At 61.6% G+C, this 19,646-nt stretch carries 14 protein-coding genes; 9 read left to right on the top strand and 5 right to left on the bottom strand.

The features are described from left to right. Window positions 1-378 precede the first annotated feature (378 nt). Together ACS5PM_RS20645 and ACS5PM_RS20650 are read right to left on the bottom strand one after the other, a co-directional pair. Entirely contained in the window at window positions 379-954 is a 576-nt protein-coding gene (locus tag ACS5PM_RS20645) for a hypothetical protein (RefSeq protein WP_439389566.1), read from the bottom strand. Then, window positions 944-1,369 (bottom strand): hypothetical protein, encoded by a 426-nt coding sequence (locus ACS5PM_RS20650; RefSeq protein ID WP_439389567.1) that lies wholly within the window; start codon window positions 1,367-1,369, stop codon window positions 944-946. Before ACS5PM_RS20650 ends, ACS5PM_RS20645 begins: the two co-directional genes overlap by 11 nt. A gap of 289 nt (window positions 1,370-1,658) precedes the next feature. On the opposite strand from ACS5PM_RS20650, the gene ACS5PM_RS20655 reads away from it, so the two are divergent. Then, a complete protein-coding gene (locus tag ACS5PM_RS20655; RefSeq protein ID WP_439389568.1) occupies window positions 1,659-2,852 on the top strand; it encodes a hypothetical protein in 1,194 nt (397 codons plus the stop codon). A gap of 58 nt (window positions 2,853-2,910) precedes the next feature. Here ACS5PM_RS20655 and ACS5PM_RS20660 read toward each other — a convergent pair whose 3' ends face one another. From ACS5PM_RS20660 to ACS5PM_RS20670, 3 genes are all read right to left on the bottom strand, one after another. Further along, window positions 2,911-3,567 (bottom strand): hypothetical protein, encoded by a 657-nt coding sequence (locus ACS5PM_RS20660; protein WP_439389569.1) that lies wholly within the window; start codon window positions 3,565-3,567, stop codon window positions 2,911-2,913. Window positions 3,568-3,889: 322 nt separating this feature from the next. Beyond that, window positions 3,890-7,033: a DEAD/DEAH box helicase gene (locus tag ACS5PM_RS20665; RefSeq protein ID WP_439389570.1), complete on the bottom strand. Its 3,144-nt coding sequence runs from the start codon at window positions 7,031-7,033 to the stop codon at window positions 3,890-3,892. A gap of 12 nt (window positions 7,034-7,045) precedes the next feature. Continuing rightward, window positions 7,046-7,927, bottom strand: a complete 882-nt coding sequence (locus ACS5PM_RS20670; RefSeq protein ID WP_439389571.1) for a restriction endonuclease — start codon at window positions 7,925-7,927, stop codon at window positions 7,046-7,048. 234 nt (window positions 7,928-8,161) lie between these two features. Between ACS5PM_RS20670 and ACS5PM_RS20675 the strand changes: the two genes are divergently transcribed. The 8 genes from ACS5PM_RS20675 to ACS5PM_RS20710 all read left to right on the top strand — a co-directional run bounded on the left by ACS5PM_RS20675 (window position 8,162) and on the right by ACS5PM_RS20710 (window position 19,384). Next, window positions 8,162-9,310, top strand: coding sequence for a hypothetical protein (locus ACS5PM_RS20675; RefSeq protein WP_439389573.1), 1,149 nt, complete (start codon window positions 8,162-8,164; stop codon window positions 9,308-9,310). Window positions 9,311-9,504: 194 nt separating this feature from the next. Next, window positions 9,505-9,855: a nucleotide pyrophosphohydrolase gene (locus ACS5PM_RS20680; protein WP_439389574.1), complete on the top strand. Its 351-nt coding sequence runs from the start codon at window positions 9,505-9,507 to the stop codon at window positions 9,853-9,855. A 13-nt stretch (window positions 9,856-9,868) separates the two neighbouring features. Next, window positions 9,869-12,310, top strand: a complete 2,442-nt coding sequence (locus tag ACS5PM_RS20685; RefSeq protein WP_439389575.1) for a DNA/RNA helicase domain-containing protein — start codon at window positions 9,869-9,871, stop codon at window positions 12,308-12,310. A gap of 646 nt (window positions 12,311-12,956) precedes the next feature. Continuing rightward, window positions 12,957-14,264, top strand: coding sequence for a phosphoribosyltransferase-like protein (locus ACS5PM_RS20690; RefSeq protein WP_439389576.1), 1,308 nt, complete (start codon window positions 12,957-12,959; stop codon window positions 14,262-14,264). A gap of 170 nt (window positions 14,265-14,434) precedes the next feature. Further along, a complete protein-coding gene (locus ACS5PM_RS20695) occupies window positions 14,435-15,604 on the top strand; it encodes a reverse transcriptase family protein (RefSeq protein WP_439389577.1) in 1,170 nt (389 codons plus the stop codon). An 85-nt stretch (window positions 15,605-15,689) separates the two neighbouring features. Continuing rightward, window positions 15,690-16,637 (top strand): DUF4238 domain-containing protein, encoded by a 948-nt coding sequence (locus tag ACS5PM_RS20700; protein WP_439389578.1) that lies wholly within the window; start codon window positions 15,690-15,692, stop codon window positions 16,635-16,637. Between the two features lie 297 nt (window positions 16,638-16,934). Then, complete coding sequence (locus ACS5PM_RS20705; protein ID WP_439389579.1) at window positions 16,935-18,311, top strand: SIR2 family protein; 1,377 nt, start codon at window positions 16,935-16,937, stop codon at window positions 18,309-18,311. Further along, a complete protein-coding gene (locus tag ACS5PM_RS20710; RefSeq protein ID WP_439389580.1) occupies window positions 18,308-19,384 on the top strand; it encodes a phosphomethylpyrimidine synthase ThiC in 1,077 nt (358 codons plus the stop codon). The genes ACS5PM_RS20705 and ACS5PM_RS20710 overlap by 4 nt, the downstream gene beginning before the upstream one ends. Window positions 19,385-19,646: the final 262 nt, after the last annotated feature.

Genomic DNA, 19,646 nt, shown 5'->3' on the forward strand with positions numbered 1-19,646 from the left:
CCTGCCCACGGGCGACTGCACAGGGCCTGGGGCGATGTCGACTGACCGCTCTTGCGTGGCGCGAGTGGCTGCATCGGGTCGGCAGCGCCAGTTGGAGATCGTTGTGAGCTGCCGCTGGAACGGCGCCGCGATGAACAAGGCCCGGGAGCTTGGCTGAGCGCCGTGTCGGGCCGCTTCCAATGCACAGCAGTCGCACACCGTGGCGGCCAACGAACGGCCGGTTCCGGCGGCCGCCGTCATTCATCCTTCAGCGGCGACCGGCCGCAATCAGTCTAAACCTGACCTCGAAGGACAGCGGCAGGTCTGCAGCGGTCCCTGACATTGGCCCGGGCACTACGAATGTCGGCTTTCGGCCGCACTCGTGACGGAAGCGTCTTGTCACCTGCCACGCGCACGGTCGATCTGTTCTTGTACATAGCCGTCGACCTGCGAGACGCCTTCGTCAAGAGCCTTGCGAAACGACTCGCTCTGCTTCATGAAGTCACAGTACTTCTTGAGGGCTGAATCGAGATTGCGCTCCTTCGCCAGCGAAGCGTGGCGCTTCTTCCAACTTGCGATCGGGTCCGACTTGACGGCCCACGTGTAGTTGCGGGCTAGCCACTCAATGAGTTCGCCCATGTTCGACGGTGCAAACCCCTTGGACCGCGCGAACTCCTCGCTCTCGTCAGTCCATGCGAAAGGCCACGCTTGGCAATAGCGAACGATTTCCGAACGCTCCGCCTTGTTTGGGGAATTCGTCGTGATGAAGTCGAGCCCTCGATCAGCTTGCTCGATGGTCGTAAGCATGTCCGCTTGGAGAGCTTCGACCAGGTTCTCTTCAAGGGCCAATGCCACTTCCTTGAGTCGTTCGCAGGCTTGCGCGAAGGCTTCCTTCTGACCAGACAGATCCAGCTTGCCGAGGTACTTCACGGCGCGGTGGGAGATCTTGTCGCCTGAGTGCAGGCTATAGAACATTGGCCTGTATGCGCCGAGCACGGTGCATGCCGCTCGAAAGTAGAACACCGCGAGCGAGTGCAGGATGCCCTCGTGTCGGCTCCCTTGATGGTAGGCAGAGTCGGAACGAGTGCAGGTACTGGATGCTGCCAGCCATCGACGCAGAGATCAAGTTTGTCTCACGCGCGTAGCGCACCTTGGAGTCGAATCCTTGCCCGGTCGCAGCGACGGCTGTCTTCCATTCCGACTTGGGCTTGTGGTTCGCTTCAAAGGCTCGTCCCCAGGTGACTTTGTCCTTTGCGTGCTGGTGAAACACCAGTTCCACAACGTTGTCGATCAGCATGAGTGCGAACCGATCGAAGTTCCTGTCACGGACGGCGAGTTGGTCAATCGCAGGGTCAAGTTGGTCGATCTGGTCTGCAAAAAACTGGCTCATGAGAGATCACCAAGTCAATTCGCCAAGAGTCTAGCCATGCGACCGCGGCGAAGCGGCCCTTCACCATCAAGGATTCGCCTCAGACTGAACTGAGTTCTTCAAGGAGGCCGCGCAGACCAGCGGCTACGATGGCGAGATTGCGACGACCGCGAGGATGATGGTCCCCGGTGGCAGCCAATTGACCCAGGCATGTGGCATTCTTGTCTGCGCCACTAGTCGGTCGCACTTGGGCGCGCAAGGGTCGCGACCACCGGACAGGCTCCATAGCTGATCTCACATAGGCCAATCAATGTTTGAACTTGAACGATCCTCAGTCTTCTTCGAGCAGATGGCAGCTGCTCATCCTACGGTGGTCCAGAACATTGAGATCGTCAACGAGAACAAGATTGCCATGGACGTCACCTACCACGAGCCGAAACACTTCATTCTTAGCCTGAACAATCTGCTGAGAAGCTTAATGTTCTTCATCGAAAACTCGACAAAGAACTCGCCGGCTTGGTTGAAGGGTTCGGTCGACTCCTTCGTATCATCAAACCAGGACGACTATCAGAAGCTCCGCCATCTGCGAAACGTTAGCGCGCATCACAGCCTGATCTTTCCTGAGGAGTCCTTGGTCGTCGGCCTCTATCGCATTCGGTCCCCTCGAAGCTACACGCTGAAGCTCGGCTTCGGTGACCATGGAAAGCCCGGCAAGTACGCTTGGGATCTCGCGCTCAAGAACACCGAGGACATCTTCCATGACATGCTCTCATTCGCAAGCGTGGCATTCATAGATCTTGAGCATGGCGCGATCGGTGAGTGTTTAGGTATCACTCGGCGCTGGTACTTCAAGATCAAGTTCAAGACCGATGCAAAGCGCTACAACGAGGTGGCTGATGTCTACGAGCTAGCTTCATCCTTTTCGACCTCCCTGCTTGATCAGGTGTGCAATTCATACGCGGCCGCCTTGAACATCAAGTTCGACCACTCGTTCGCGCAGAAACTCGATGCTCACAACTCCATCAATACGCTGCTCGAACTGGACCTTTTCCCAAGTTTGTTCTCGGAATGGTGGGAAGAAGAGTGCGAACCCTTGAACTTCGGCGTCTGCGCGGCACTCTTGGAAGGAAGGCGCCATTCTTCATACGATGCCTTTCACCAATGGGCATTTGGCAACCTCACGCCAGACGTTGCCACCTACAAATCTTCCCTTGAACGTTTTGCTGCTTTGGAGCCAGCGGAAATTCTCGAAGGGAACAACGTCGCAGACTTCATGTCGTTCGTGCTCATCAACCACTGGCACTTCAAGAAGGCCTTCGGCAACGGCTTCAACAAGTCTGCGGTAACCCCGTCGGACGTAATGAGCCTTCAGCGTGACGGCAACCTATTGGTTGGGGAGCTGCGGAAGGAGAAGCCTTGCACGGTCGCTTCGGCCAAACAGAGGTTGGATGATCGCATTCGATCGATCCTGGCAAAACTCGAAACCGAGCAACCCGAAGAGTGAAGTAGCGGGGGGGGGGCATAAGGATCCAGCTGACGGAGTCGCCGCCTCTGTCGATGACCTATCGCTCAAGTGACACTCCAGTGAGGTCGAGGGGCGGGCCTTCTATAGACATTGCCTTCTCGTAGGCCTCTTTCTTGGCCTCCATGGTCCCGATGATCTCCTTGAAGTCGCGGTCCCTGTGTTCGGACCCTTTCTCGATCGGTAGGTTGGCGTGCTTCCGCAGCTTTCTCGCGATCACAGACACGTCCAAGCCAAGTCGCGCATAGGTAAGCTGTCTCTCGAATATGTAGTCCGAGCCATCATGATCGCCGTGCTCGGCAAAGCCGACAAGGTAGCTCTGCAACCGCTCGCGCCGATCCGGAATCTCTAGGATGGAGTACATGAGATCCGAGGGCAGCACCTTCCACTCGACCTTTATGTCCAAAGGAAGGAATTCTGGTGCCTTCACCGTCGTCGCAAAGTACTCACCATCATTGCCTGCAGGCCGCCCATACTCAGTTCCGTCGTCCCGCGCAACGAGTTCACAGTCGTTTGCGAACCGATCAAGGTGGGAGACGACAAGGATCGCCAAGTAGGTGAGGTCCTTGGCTTCTTGTTGGCGGCGAACTCGCTTCTCCTTTACGGCCACGAACGTATTGCCTACCAACACCCCGACGATGCCCGCGGCTGCAGAGATGATGGCGGAGATGTGGGCTGAGATTTGCGTTGCGTCCAAGGCTTCCTCCGGTACCTTGAAGGATCCTAGCGCACTGAGTAGACATGCCGCCTCATTAGCACAGCGGCCGAGTGCTTGCGCGATCGCGAGTGACTGGTTCCGAGGTCAGCTGTCATTCAGGCGCCAAAGTCAAGAGACGGCATCCAGTCTTGGCTTGACGTTCGTCGCGGTTGCCTGTCGCCTTCGCGAAAGGCTTCAGCTTTGAGAAGTCATCTTCCTACTGGCGCCGCAGCAGGCGGACATGCTGCCACCTCCGACATTTCTGGTCTGGACCTGAAGAACGTGTTCAAGGCGCCGGCGCGGCAAGTGCCGTAGCCCCCCCCTACACGCCGCGCAGTACGCTGAACTCTCGGAATAGCCTGGCCGGAAGCGGCCGGGCGAAGCGCCAGACGAGCGTCATGGGGCGGTCGCCCTCGGCCGACTCAAGCACGACCGGCCCGCACGCGCGATAGGCCTCGCCCTTGCGAGCGCGGACAAAGAGCTGGAACTGCCATCCCTCCTGCCTGCCCTGCAGATACCGGCGCCCGGCAGGCGTATCCGGCCCGGCACTGTTCTGGGATTGCCAGTGGAAGCGCTCGGTGCTGATCGCGTAGTCGTGGTAGGCGATGCGATCGTGATAGCCCTCGCTCTTGTCCAAAGTGACGAACAGCAGTTCCGTCTTCCGGGACTGCAGGGCCAGCACGCCGGCCTGAAAGGGTGTCCGCCGCTCGGCCGTGAGCCAGCCCACGGCCGTCAACACCTCGCGGATGCCATAGCTTGCATGCAGGACCAGCGGGGTGTCTTCGAGGCCCGGCAGCGGCGTGCCGGGCAAGGTGGTCAGCGCTTGTAGCAAGCCCGTCAGTTCTCGAAACTCGTCTGCGATGCCGGGATGGGCATGCAGGCGCTCGACAAACGCAGCCGCAGTCCCCTTCTGCTCATGCCGGCCGTCGATCTGATAAGCCAGCATCTGCAGTGCCATGGCCGCCTCCGCGGGCGCGCGATACGCCAAGGTGGGATCCTGCGCCACGGCCTCCCAGACCACCAGGCGAGCTTCATCGTCCACATGCAGCAGGTCCGCGAAGCGTCGGCTGAAGTACTCCTCCTCAGGGCCGGGCTCGGCTACCAACAGGCCTGCTTCTCGCTTCAAGGTGGTCCAGCCGCTTCGACCCGACCCGGTGGCAGACCGATAGATATCGTCCAGCTCCAAAGCTTGGTCATGCAGAAAGCCGGCCAGGCTGACCGACGTCCGACCGCGAAGAGCGACATAGGCCTGCAGTTCGGTCTTCATGCGGCGCCAGTTCTGACCCGTGAATGCCCTCAATCCCTGCAAGACCTGCTCGCGCGTCTGGCGCTGCAACTGAATGTGGCATCCGGGGGGCAGGCTGCCGAATCCATGCTCCACGCCCGACAACAGCTCTCGCCGAGACAAGCCAGTCAAGGCGGACAGCATCCGATCGAAGCGGAACTCCGCGCGGTGCTGGCCCACGAAATCCAGCACGAGGCAGCTCTCCTTGCCCGGCGCAAGCCGCAAGCCACGGCCAATCTGCTGCTGAAACAGCACGGCGCTTTGCGTTGGGCGCAGCAGCAGCAAGGTGTCCACAGCCGGCAGGTCCACACCCTCGTTGAAGAGATCCACCGTGACCAACGCGCACAGTTCCCCACTGGCAAGGCGCTGAGGTGCGCGCCGCCTTTCCTCGGCCAGGGTGTCGCCGACGACACAAGCCGCCGGCAGCCCGACGTGATTCAACCAGTCAGTCATGAACTGGGCATGGGCGACGGACACGCAGAACACCAGCGCACGGCTGCGTCTCGCATCCGAGGCCAAGCGGCGCCATTCATTCACCACCAGCCGCGCCCGAATGTCGTTCCCCGTCACCAGCTGATCGATGGCCTCGCGCTCCCCGGGCCGATCCCAGGGCACTGCAGAGAAGTCGGTGGCGTCATCGCAGGCGTAGTACTCAAACGGGGCCAGAAGCTGCAGGTCCAGCGCATGCCACAGCCGAAGCTCGACCGCGGGCGCGCCGTCGGGGCGCATGTCGAAGTACGGCGCGATCGCCTGGCCATCGCTGCGCTCGGGCGTGGCCGTCAAGCCAAGCAGCACGCTGGGCCGCACCTGGCTGGCAAATGCGTGGAAGCGGTCTGCGGCCAGCCGGTGGCACTCGTCGATGACCACCGTATGCCAGTGATCGTGCCCCAGTTGATTCAACAGCTTCCGGCTCGTGATGCTGTCAATCGTGGCGAACAGATGGTCGTGCCGTTCGGGCTCGGTGCCACCAGCGAGCAGCTCGCCGAATTCCGGGTCGCGGAGCACTTCGCGGTAGGTCCTCAATGCCTGGCGCAGGATCTCCTCACGGTGCGCCACAAAAAGCAGCTTCGGCCGGCCGCCCTCGTCCGCGCAGATTCGGCGGTAGTCGAAAGCCGCCACCACCGTCTTGCCGGTGCCGGTGGCGGCCACCAAGAGGTTGCGGCGCCGCCCATGCGCGCGCTCCATGGCCAGCTGCTCGAGCATGTCCTGCTGGTACGTCTTCGGCTGCAAGTCAAAGAACGACAGGGCCATCAGCCCCTCGCCGCCCCACGATTCCCGGCCGAGCGCGTCGGCCAGCGCACGGCGATGGTCGGCATCGTCGGGGTCATAGCGCTGGAATTCGCTGTCGGCCCACAAGGTCTCGAAGTGGGCCGATGCCCGGTCGAAGAGCGCTTGCTGGGCACGCTGAGTCAGCTTGACCGTCCATTCAAGCCCGCCGGTCAAGGCGGCACCTGACAGGTTGGCGCTGCCGACATAGGCCGAGCCAAACCCGCTGCGACGGTGGAACAACCACGCCTTGGCGTGCAGCCGAGTGCGCCGGCCGTCGAGCGAGACCCGAACCTCGCATCTCGGCAAGCGCGCCAGTTCCTCCAACGCGCGCGCCTCGGTGGCGCCGGTGTAGGTGGTGGTCAGGATGCGCAGCTGCGTCGCCACGGCGCCGTCGCCACCGCGGGCGGTGATCTGCTGCAGCACGTCCTGCAGCTTGCGCACACCCGACACCGTGATGAAGCTGACGAGGATGTCCACGCGGTCGGCCGAAGCCAGCTCCTTGCGGATCTCCTGCAAGAGCGAAGGCGATCCTTTGCCCGCCGTGAACAACCAGGGCGCCGCGAGCCCCAAGTCCGGCGCTTCCGGAAACTGACGGTCCCCTCGGATGGAGCGCAGTACCTGCGGAGGCGTGGCAATGAGATCAACCGCGTCCGTCGTCCCCCACTGCAGCCTCTGGAGCCACTGACGCAGCGACACGAGCAGCGTATTGATGATCTCGACCTGGCGCAGAGGTGCATCAGCCTCGCCTCCTTCCACATCGGCCAGGGCACCCGACAACTGGCGGGTCAGCGCGTCCAGCAGCAGTTCCGATCGGTCGCCGCTGAAGGCGGCCAGCTCGGTCCGATCGCGGTCCAGCCCGGCCAGCAACTGCTCGGTCAGCAGGAGGTCGTACAGGCCGTCGGGCAGTGCCACAGTGCCCGATCCTCAGTTGAGGGCCCGCGTACCGCGGCAGGTCGGATAGCCGGAACAGCCCCAGAACTGAGCGCCGGCATTGGCGCCGCGTTTGGCAGTTCGCATCACCATGGGTTGGGTGCAGAGCGGGCAACTGGGAACGCTCGGCGCGGTGGTAGTCGCTGGACCCGCATCGCTTGGCAAGGCTGCAGCAGCGATCACAGGCGTCGCTGACTTCGGCGAGTCGCCACGCGCTGACTGAATCAAGTCCCGCAAACGCGGGCCGTCGATCAACTGCACGTTCCTGCCTTTCGCGAACGCCGCAGCATCTGCAGTGAATCGGCCCGATGTCACGACAAATCCGCCCGCTGCCCCGCGCGCTGCCATTACGCCGTAGAGCTCTCGAACGATCTCCACACCCACCTTGAAAGACCGCCACTGCTTGCATTGAACCAGGAACTTCTCCGAGCCCTTGGCAAGCACCAGGTCGACCCCGCCATCGGCTCCGCCACCGCCGGTCTCCGCGACGCGATAGCCCTGAAGTCGGAAGCCCTCACCCACCAATTTCTCGAACTGCCGCCAGCTCATCCCGTCCAGCACATCGGCCGAGCGGGCATCAGCAACCGTGGCGACGAGCTGGCGGCGCTCCCTCCGGCGCCACGCCGAGGCGCCAGCACCAGCCAGGCAGATTAGCGGCACGATGTACTGCCCGAAGCTCGCCAGCGTGCGCCACAGCGTCTGGGCGACCATCGATCCCAACTGGCCCGGCTGCGCACTGGCGGTCACGGGCTGCAAGGCCAAACGATGGAGCAGAAAGTAGCTGACCACGGCAAGGGCAACGCCCGTCCACCACGGCATCAGCGAAATGATCTCCAGCAAGCCCTCTGCGGGGCTCGCCTTGCGGCGCCTGGTCACGGCTCTCTCCCTCTTGGTACGCGCGAGCCTAACATCGTCGCCCCGCGGTGGGGCCGGTTGACAACCTCCGCGACTGGCCTTCAGACTTGCAGAACGGCGCCCGCCCTGCCTCCACGCGAGCAGAAACAGGCACACCTCATCGTTATGTCATGGCCGACCCCTGGTCCGAAGGACGTCGGGCTTCAAACGCGTGGGTTTGTCCGACGTGCTTCGCACACCATGGAGCGTCGCCACATGACCATCAAGAAGATTGCGTTTGAAGTCCAGTGCGGCTTGCGCCAGGCCCACGGCATCGACATCAAGCGCTCCCACGCCCACGAAGTGCTCGCCGCGCTGTTCGGCTACGCGAGTTATGCCGCGTTGACCACTCAGCAATTGCTCGCGCAGCACGACGGTCAGGCCCCTGCCCCGTCGCTTGACCTCGCCCAAGCCGCAGCGCGTGCGTTCGCGCTGGGCTATGAACCGCCATCGCCACCAATCATCGCGGCCGAAGCGGCCCGAGCCACAGAGTCTGCGCGACTGATGGTTGTGTCGCCCAACGAGCTGCTCGCGAAGCTCGGAGTCGACTACGAGCACCCTCAAGCCAACAAGTCCGAAGCGCCAACCGATAAGGCCACTGCGCAGGACGACCGCGATGCGGACCAGGATTGGGAAGGGAATCTCGATGAGCCAGGGGCGCGCCTTGACCTGGCGTCACCGGTACTGCGCGAAAGCCTGCTTCGCATGGCGGACGCAGGCAGTGCGTTGGCGCATCTGGCGCTGGCACAGCTCGACGAAGAGTCGATCGACTCCGAGCCAAGCGGCATCAACGACGGCAGGTACTGGTTCGAGCAGCAACAGTCGGGCCGCGTGCTGACAGGTGTCGAACTCGAGTGGGCCGAAGCTTATCGGGACAGGAGCGGAGACCGACACTCTCGCGATCATCACTGGCGACGCGCCGCCGCGCTGGGCAGTGCCGAAGCTGCGCTGCGAATCGCAGAGGAAATGCCCAGCGACGACAACTTCGAGCTGGCGGCTCGTGTGGCAGGCGCCCGGCATGCCAATCGGCTGGGCCAACTCGCGCTCCGCTGTGAACGCCTGGACGACGCCAGGAAGTGGTTCCGGGTCGCAGCAGAGAGCGGCAACACCGATGCCATGAAGCTCCTAGCGTCGGAGCTCGAGACCGACCTCAAGGAGGCGTGGACCTGGGTTCACCTGGCCGAGCTGCTGAGTGTCAATGTGATGGAATATCACGCCGTCGGAGAAGTGGGGCTGCCTGCAGACTCAGACGAGGCCGGCCCTATCTACGCCGCGGGAGGGTTTGAGCTTGATCGACTTCCAGACGACGTCGACGAAGCCGCCAAGCGCCGTGCCCGCGAGCTGTACAAAGCGATCCGTGCGTGACGGCATGAGCTCAATTGGGGCAGCGCTTGGTTTGCGTTGCCCCTTGTCTTGCCAGATCCGTCCGCGCGGAAGACTTGGGCTTCGATTCAGCACCATCACGGCGCGAGTACGATGGCTCAGCCCTCTGTTGAAGCCAGTATCCTCGACCCGACTGGCATGCATTTGCCAACGCTGTGACCCGCACTTTGATAAGCATGACTGATTCCCTCCACACCTTGACAGCACAGGTTGACCAGTTCGCCAAGGAGCGGGACTGGCAGCAATTCCACTCCCCGAAGAACCTGGCCTCGGCGCTAGTCGTTGAAGCAGGGGAACTGCTGGAGCACTTCCAATGGCTCACGGAAGAACAGAGCCGCACCCTGTCGCCTGAGAAGCGCGACGCCGTGGGCGCCGAAGTGGCGGACGTCCTGCTGTACTTGATCCAGCTTGCCGGCGCGCTCGGCATCGACCCAATTGAGGCGGCCCAGGCAAAGCTGAAGGTCAACGCGCAGAAGTATCCGATCGACCTGGCACGCGGCAGCAGCGCGAAGTACGACCAACTCTAAACCCAGCAGCACGGTGATCATCTACCAGGCCAGCAAGAGTCAGTTCCTGCATCACGCGCTGCGCGACGACATCGAAGACGTCGTGTCGCGGCAATACCGAAGCGCGACGGGCCATGGGGCCGGCCCGTCAGAAATCCAGGCCTGGAAGCACTCATTGCTGGAAATGGCCAAGGTGCTGGGCGACGACGAGATCCCCGACGACGCGGGAGTGGCCATCGAGTATCAGCTACCGCAGAGTTCCAAGCGCATCGATTTCGTGATCACCGGCGAGGATGCGTCGGCGCGGACCAAAGTCATCATCGTCGAGCTCAAGCAGTGGTCGGAGTCTCGCCGAAGCGAGAAGGACGCCATCGTTTGGGCGCGCCGCGGGGGCCGCGCTGGCGAACGTGAGGGAACGCACCCTTCGTACCAGGCCTGGTCCTACGCCGCCTACCTGCAGGACTTCAATGCCGCCGTGCAGGATGGGGCAATGGCGCTGCAGCCCTGCGCCTACCTGCACAACCACCCGCGCGACGGCGAGATCGACCATCCCCACTACCGCGCCCACATAGAGCGCGCGCCGCTCTTCCTGGCCCGCGAACGCGCCAAGCTGCAGGCCTTCATCCGCGAACACGTGCGCCATGGCGACCGCAAGGGTGCCCTCTATGCCATCGAGAACGGGCGCATCAGACCGTCCAAGCTGCTGATCGACAGCGTGGCCGGCCTGCTGCAGGGCAAACCCGAGTTCGTGTTGATCGACGACCAGAAGGTGGCCCACGAGAGCATCCTCGAGGCCGACGCCCGCGCGGCGCGCAAGAAGCAGGTCGTGATCGTTCAAGGCGGGCCGGGGACGGGCAAGTCGGTGATCGCCATCAACCTGCTCGGGGCGCTGATCGCACGCAAGCGCAACGCGCGCTACGTGTCCAAGAACGCGGCGCCGCGGGCTGTCTACGAGGCCAAGCTGTCCGGTACGTTCACGAAGACGCGCATCAGCAACCTGTTCTGCGGCTCGGGCGCCTTCGTAAACGATGAAGCCGACAGCTACGACACCTTGATCGTGGACGAGGCGCACCGCCTCAACGAGAAGAGCGGCTTGTACCGCAACTTGGGCGACAACCAGGTGAAGGAGTTGATCCGGTCCGCTCGGTGCACTGTGTTCTTCGTCGACGACGACCAGCGGGTGACGCTGCTTGACATCGGCCACACCGAAGAGCTTCGGCGCCACGCCCGCGAGATGGGGGCCGAGGTGACCGAACTGGAGCTCTCATCGCAGTTCCGCTGCAACGGCTCTGATGGTTATCTCGCTTGGCTGGACCGCACGCTGGACATTCGCGAGACGGCGAACCCGACGCTGGACACGGCCGAGTACGACTTCCGCATCTTCGACAACCCGGCCGACCTGCACGCGCTGGTCGAACTGAAGAACCGTGCCAACAATCGGTCGCGCGTGGTCGCTGGCTACTGCTGGAAGTGGCCGAGCAAGAAAGACCCGACAGCCTGGGACATCGAGATGCCAGCTTTTGGCTACCAGCGCCGATGGAACCTGGACAAGGATGGCAGCCTGTGGATCGTGACGCCGGGCTCCGTGGAGCAAGTCGGGTGCATCCACACCTGCCAGGGGCTGGAACTGGACTACGTAGGCGTCATCATCGGCCCGGACCTCGCCTACCGCGACGGGCGCATCGTGACAGACGCGACGAAGCGCGCGTCTTCAGACCAGTCCGTCAAGGGCCTGAAGGCGATGCTGAAGTCGGAGCCCGAGCACGCCCGTGCCCTGGCGGATGCCATCGTCAAGAACACCTACCGGACTCTGATGACCCGGGGCATGAAGGGCTGCTACGTTTACTGCACCGATGCGCCGCTGGCTGAGTACCTGCGGTCCCGACTGCGCATGGCTCCCGAGATGGCTGATGCCCGCGACGGGGAGACCGGCTCTTCCGTGACGGCCCCTGTGCCGTCAAATGTCGTCCCCTTGCGACGGGTTACGAAAGAAGAACGCGACGCGGGGGTTGCGGCCGCACCGGTCGTCGACCTACGGTTCGCGGCTGGAGGCTTCTCGGATACGCAGACCCTGGAGGACGGAGCAGACGACTGGGTGGCCCTGCCCGATTGGGTGCGCCCCCAGCCAGGCTTGTTCGTGGCCCAGGTGGTGGGCGAATCGATGAACCGCCGCATTCCCAACGGCGCGTGGTGCCTCTTCCGAGCGAATCCGGTCGGCACGCGCCAGGGCAAGGTGGTCGTCGTTCAGCACCGCAGCATCGACGACCCCGAGACCGGGGGACGATATACGGTCAAGCTTTACGCGAGCGAGAAGGTGGTGGCAGAAGACGGCGGCTGGCGGCACGAACGCATCGCCCTGCACCCAGACTCGGACCGCCCTGGATTCGAGCCGATCGAAATCAGTGTGCGCGAGGGTGAGGACAGCTTCTTGGTTGTTGCCGAGATGCTGACTGTCTTAACGGCAAGAGATGGCTGACGGACTGCTACGCAGCGATTGCTGTCGCTCACCAGCGTCAAGCGCACTCAAGCTACGTGCTTGTCAAGCAGACGGTCATCCAAAGCGTCAGCGGCGCGCACCAGACCGCTGTATGAATTGCACGAGTCGTAGCGGCTGCGGCGCGCTTCGTGTCGCCAGAAACAGCTTCGCTTCGGCTCGAATTCACAGTGCCGACCCAAAGCGATCCTTCTGCCTACTTACTTCAGTGCCTGTGCTTCGGCGCCAACTGCGACTACACGCTGAGGCGCCGCGACAGATGCCCGTCTTTTGTTCGGCGAGTCGTCGGCCGCCGCCGCCCAGCTCGGCCATGAGCGTTAGGACTTGAAAAATCCTCCGGTGGCGCAGTAGCATTGCTTTAGGGGGACGAGCTCGCTGGACGCAAGCACGCCGCATCGGCAATGGCAGTGGCAGTGGCAAAGAAGGGCGGTCTCGAACGCTACTGAGTGGATAGACCGTCGAGAGATACGGCGCATCGCCGGACGGGTCAAACGGCAAGCGATCGTTCTTGGCAGCGGCGTCTCCATGCCATGCTTGTCGAATCTCGCGAGGCGGTCCCTCCACCAAGGTCCGAGGATCCCGCGTTTGAGCTGTGGGCGCGCCCGCGTCCTGACCGATCGAGGTGCCCATGTCATCCAAAGCGCCACATGCCGTTCTTGAATCGGAACAAACCAAGGCTTGGCTGCGGCAGTTCGCGTTGGGCGATCAGCACCTAGCCGCTGAACTACTCAAGCACTTTGTGCTCGTGTCCCGCGACGAATTTGCCACAGGCTTGCGCCGCCTGGTGCTCCGTGAAGCGTCGCTGGTTCCAGGGCCTATCGCGCTATACGCTGAGCGCGAGTTGCCACATCGGTATGGCGTTCCCCATCGGCTTTTTCGAGAAGGTCGACGGAAGGTCCGGAGGGCGGAAGGCCGTGGTCCACAACCTGTGATGCCGACAAGGAATTACGACCCTTCAGTGGGAAGCGAAGGGTTGGTCGCGCAACTCATCACAGAGTTGTGCCGAGAGCGGCCCATGGACTTCTTAAACCACCCGGGGCCGAACTCCATTCGCAAGCACAAGGTTCGAAGACTGTGGATCCTTACTGACCTGATTGGCAGTGGTACACGTGCCGAACGGTACCTCACGGCAGCCTGGCGTGTCCGCTCCGTACGAAGCTGGTGGTCTGGCCATTTCATTCGCCTCGGCGTCGTTGCCTATGCCTGTACTGAGGCTGGGGAGCGGCACGTCCGGCGGCACCACTCGAAGCCTGATGTTCGCTATCTGGTTCCGTGCCCCACCATAACGAGCACATTTGGTCGAGAAGCAGCCAAGGCGTACTACCGGCTCTGCAGCGCCTACGACCCATTGGAACAGGATTCGAACCCACCATGGATTGAGGAGAGTCTTGGGTTTGGCGGCACCGGCGCGCTCATTGCCTTCAGTCACGGCGCCCCGAACAACACTCCCCGAATATTCCACAAGAGCGGTAAAGGTGAAGGTGGGTGGACCCCACTCTTTCCCGCGAGGGTTACAGCAGGCCTCCCGTTGGAAGCGTTCGGTCGAAGTATGGGGAAGGAGGCGATAGCGCAACGACTTCGTGACCTCGGGCAAAAGGTGCTCGCCAAGTCGCCCGCCACACTCGACTCGTCCATTGAAGTGAAGAAGAGGTTCTTAGTGCTCGCCGCTTTGTCACGTCGTCCACGCTTTACTGCCGCGCTTGCAACACGGACAGGCCTCACAACAATGGAAGTGGTGGACGTTTGTGATGAGCTCTTCAGGCTTGGCTGGATCGATTCTCAGAAACATCTGACGGATAGCGGCTGCGGCGAGCTTCAGCACGCGAAGCGCAGGGTGGCCAAGGAGCGACAGCGGGCGCATAGATTGTTGGAGCCGCCACCGAAATCGCCGTACTATCCGTCCTCGTTGAGGTCACCAACTCCGCCGTCTAGATGAAACCCCAGCCCTTCGAGGCCTCGGGGACCTGCTGTACTTCGGTACGGGACGCAGACTACTGTTGTCCTATGAACAAGCCTTCGCTTGCGGCCAAGTTCTCCCGCCACAAAGTTCCGTGGCGAGGTCTTCGGTTTGCGGCGGGAGATCTCACCCTTCGGGTGTCAAAGTAGATGGCAAGTTGGCGACCTCAACCCTATCGCGCCGCGGGGAAGCTTCTGGGAGTTCCATCAGAAGTTCTTGATGCCGCTGTAGATGCGGGGCTGGCGGTGCAAAGGGTGAATTCATCACTCCCGCCGATATTCACCTTAAGACATCTCGCGCATCTAACCGACGCTGACTACGGACTTCTGCGAAGCATTGTCAGGAGGGCAGAAGAAGATCCTTATCGCGTCTTCCTCATTCGAAAACGACCGGCGAGAGACGGTGCGCGACGCTTCCGAGTCATATGCTCACCCGATCCAACGCTACTTCGGGTTCAACGTTGGCTGGCGCGAAACGTGCTTGCTCATTCGAAAAGCCTGGTGCATCCATCGAGCACCGCCTATGCGCCGAAATGCCGCCTTGTAGACGCCGCGAGTCCACATTGCGGGTCTCGTTGGCTTATCAAGGTCGACATCCGGAGTTTCTTTGAATCCGTATCCGAGGTGTCGGCTTACCGATCATTTCGAGCTCTCGGCTACCAACCGCTGGTAGCATTCGAACTCGGTCGCCTTTGTACGCGAATGGGCACGCTCACCAAGCGTCGAATGCGAAAACAATGGTGGCGACATTCGTATCTGAGCCCTTACCGAATTTCCGCTTACGAAAGTCGTCGCCTGGGTCACCTCCCGCAAGGCGCTCCCACGAGCCCGATGTTGGCCAACATGGCGATGGTTGAAGCAGATGCTCAACTGGAAAGGCTAGCTCAAGCCAACGGCCTGACCTACACACGGTACGCGGATGACCTGACGTTCTCGACTGCCGAGCGGACTTTCGACCGCCTTCACGCACGGAGCGTGATTTCCGGCATCTACCAAATTCTAGGCAGACATGGCTTCTCGCCGAACAGTTCAAAAACAGCAGTCGTCTCACCGGGTGGAAGGAAGATAGTTCTCGGACTCCTGGTGGACGGGCCCAGCCCCCGACTAACGCGCGCATTCAAGGCGAGTCTGAGGATGCACCTGCACTATTTGAGAGCCGAAGGGTTCGGCCCAACAGCACATGCTGCAAGGCGAGGTTTCTCTGCGGTCGCCGGTCTCCGAAATCACTTGGTTGGCCTTGCGGCATATGCGGCGCAGATTGAACCGGAATACGGTGCAAAGGTTCTTCGCGAACTGAATGCAATCGCGTGGCCGTCCTAGGCTTAGCAACGCAAACTACTTGCTTCGGAAAAGCGGTGATTGCGCAACTCCGAGGCTTTAGCGCAGTGTACAGGGAATTCTTGACGTGAAGAAGCTGAAATCTGAACGGCATCATTGGTGGCCCGAGTGTCTGTCCAAGCATTGGGCAGCCGAGGACGGGAAAACCGGGTGGTTGAAACCAAACGGCAATTGCGTCCGGCTTCCACCGGCCAACCTTGGCGTTATCCGCGACGGCCACCACATCAAGATGGGGGGAACTGGCTCGCGATCGGCTTGGGGTGAGAGTTTCGAAGATGCGTTCGACAAGGCGGACTCCAGTTTCCCTGACTTGATCGAATGGCTAGAAGGGCTCGAACGCAAACATGTCCATGACGTTCCGGAATTGAGGCACCGCTTCATAGCCCAACCATGTACGGAAGATCGGCTACTTCTTATGACCGAGTGTGCGGTGTCTCTCGCGGTCCGCGGACCGTTGAATCGGGAGGCTTCGGTGGCACCGGCGGAGCACTTTTGTGGGCCGCTTAGATCCGCTGAACGCGCCACACTCATTGGACTGAACATGTGGAACTCTCAACGGGTCGTCGCCGACAGCATCGGCGCGGAGGGCAAGTTCGTTGCCGTCTACTCGCAGGATAGAGAGTTCATCTTTGGCGATGGCTTCTTCCACAATGTCGCAAACGCGCAGATGGCACCGCACTCGCCAAAAATGTTTGTCCCAATCACCCCGCACATCTGCATCCTCGTCTGTCGGCCATGGAGCTACATGCCCGAACCTAAATTTTCAACGCTTGTGCTTGAGGATGACGAGGTCGATATCTGCAACCACGCCGTACAGGCCTACTCTAGGAACGCGATCTTCTTTCGCTGCCAGCAACCTCAGATTCATGAAGCGTTTCGCCGTGGAGAGCATCTGCGTTACGACCATCCCGGCAATCCGATAGATAGCCTCATCCACAGCATTCCCGGAGTTCATAAGCGTGACACATCACTCGACCACTTTTTCGATCGGAAGGCAAAAAGCGGTTTGGATTAGTGGTGGCTTGTGAAGCAGCGGCTGCAGAGAAGAAAATGCCGCTGACTCGCGCCGCAGCGTCCCATGCCTCATCAGCCAGGTCGGGGAGTGGGCCTCGAACCTGCGGAAGCGGCCATGAAGAGCGTTACGCATATCGGAAAACAGGCGACTCCGCTGCGAGGCAGATCAAGTGTCACGTATCGAGCGATCGCACCAAGCCGTGGCGCTATGCTGCTAGAGCGAGCAAGGACTCGTTGAGCCTGTTGTGCTGCGGGCAGCGGAGAACGGGTACACCAAAAATGACTTGGGAAGGCTGACGTGCTGCAACCTCGCGACGTGATCAACGAGTTCTCAAAGGCTTTAGTAGAGGGCCGCGGCGCTGTGTTCGTTGGGTCGGGGATATCGACCCCTTCAGGCGTGCCAGGGTGGGCGGACCTGCTTCGAGACATGGCCGAAACGCGGCTGAGAATCCAGCTGAGATCTGACGACGATCTCCCGTTGATCGCGCAGCACATCGTCAATCGCACGAACAATCGGGCGCCCCTCATCGCCCACTTTCGTGACGTGCTGCAGAAGACCTACGCGCACAACACGTATCACGCCATCCTGGCGAAGACCAACGTTAAGTGCCTGTGGACCACGAACTACGACACCTTGCTTGAGGAAGCGTTTCGCTCCCATTTCAAGGTGACGGTGCGAGCGTCCGACGAGTCCATCTCCCGCGGTGGAAGGACTTCGGACATCGAGGTGGTCAAGATGCACGGCTGCATTGAGCAGTCCGGAGCCAGCGACTTGGTGGTCACGCAGGAGGACTACGACGACTTCTTCGAGCAGCGGCCCGCGACCGCGCATCGACTCAGACAGGATCTGGTCGACAGGCAGTTTCTCTTCGTCGGCTACTCTTACGCAGACAGCAACATCAGGAATATTGTTGTCGAGGCGCGCAGGTTGGGAAAGCGAGCTCTTCGCCAACACTACATCGTCCTTCGACGGGAAAAGGTTGGCACGAACGAGGAGATTGCTGCGAAGCAGGCGCGCCAGGATCTCTGGTTAAGTGATCTATCCCGCGTAGGCATCGCCGCGTGCCAGATCGATGACTTCTCGGAGCTGGAGAGCATCCTGCAAGGGATTGCGCTTCGCTCAAGGGGCAAGACTGTCTTCGTTACCGGCTCGCATGAGCGAGACGTCACCAGTGCGACGAGCCACCCGAGAGCCGTAGGCGAGTTGCTGGCCGAAGAGAGGGGGCTCGTCCTTCTTGATGGCCAGTCAACGGGCACAGGGCGGGAAGTGACGTCGGCCTACATGGAGAGGTGCCTACACAAAGGAGCCGACGTCCTTCCCCGCTTGCGACTGTTCTCGAACCCGTATGCGGCGAATCCCAGGTTCTCGAACGACCCGTCGCTTCTGCCGGCGCTTCAGGAGTGGCGTGCTCCGCTGATGAGATCCGCTCAAGTCGCGATCGTGTACCACGGTGGCATGGGTACGGTGGCTGAGGTGGAGCTCGCGAAGGATGTCGGATGTCGCATCCTTCCGGTTCCCGAACGCGAGGGTGATCTGCCCACGCGCCTACTGGAGGACTCGAGGATCAGGGCGGCGCTCGAAGCTACGGATCCAGACTACGTCGCGAAGGCGCGCATGTACTCTGTGTCGCCGGAGGATGTCGTCGCGTGCGTCGTGAAAATGCTTGCGCAATGAGCGAGCGCTGCACCGTTCACATCCGCGCCCCGTCGCGTTCGTTCAGCGCCGGTCCCGGCTGCCGCACTCTGGTGATGGCGCTTGTTGGCGCGAGCCATTCAAGGCAGATAGAGGAGCAGGCACGGAAGATCCGAACGCTTTCTGACCTGCCCCATGGACCGGAAATCATCAGCGACCTGAGCCTCATCACGCCTGACGATGGACCACCGCTGTGGCAGCGCGTGCTGCGGGAAACATCCGCAGCAGCAGCCTGCCTACCTGTCTATACCGTGGCGCGGACTGGCGAAGGGCGGATCGATCCCAGCGAACTGCTCGATGTGGCAGTCGAGCAAATGGAAGGTGGCGTGGGCCTGCTCACTATTCATCCAACGCCGAGCAGAGAGATTCAGGAGCTGGCGGCCGGACGCCTTGTTCCCTGCACATCGCGCGGCGGAGGGTTGGTCATCGCAGACGCGGAGAGTCGGGGCTGGAAAGAAGAAAACGCATACCTCCAGATCCTTCCCCAACTAACGGTGCACGCCAGACGAAACCGGACCGTGTTGAGCTTGGGAGCGTCGTACCGATCGGCGAACATCTTCGATTCCGGCGATGATGCCCAAGTCGCCGAGATTAGCGCGCAGGCGCGACTCGCGCGCGAGATTGGCAGTCAGGGAGTCGGCGTGATCATTGAGTCGCCAGGCCATGCGCGGCCGAAGGACATCAAGAGGCTCGCCGTGCTGTTGCGTGCCACCGGCGTTCCGATAATGCCCTTGGGCCCGATACCCACCGACACCGCCATAGGTCAGGACCACATCTCCAGTGCGATCGGGGCCACGTTACTTGGGCTGGAGGGCTGCGCTCACATTCTTGCAGCGGTCACGAGAGAGGAGCACACCGGGGGAATCCCCAGCGTAGAGTCGACCATCGAGGCGGTTGCCGCGGCGCGTGTGGCGGCTCGCGTCATCGACTTGGACCAACTGGATGACGACGAGCCGGATCTGACTGTAGCGACTGCTCGTTCAAGTGGGAGAACTTGCGTAGTAGGCAAGCGCAGCCGCGGCTGCGAGCGGTGTGCGAAAGCCTGTCCCCTTTGAGCCCGTTCGTGCCGACTACTTAGTTGGGTGTACACGTGAACCGGCCGTGTGCGCCTGAATGGGTCGGCAGTTCCAGTTCGCCTCAGGTCCAACCGGTCGTTCGCAGACGATCCCCGGCCACAGCACGGTCTCTGAGGCTAAGCGGTCATGCGCGCCGCTGACCGTCGAATGCCCGGTGATGATCTCCGCTGCCGCTCGTGCCCGTCGACCGCGAGTGACTCAGTCCAGTCTAAAGCTGAGACCGTACTGACCGCCGGCGGCA

The organism is Ideonella flava (genome assembly GCF_051857595.1).
Classification (GTDB): Bacteria; Pseudomonadota; Gammaproteobacteria; order Burkholderiales; family Burkholderiaceae_C; genus Ideonella.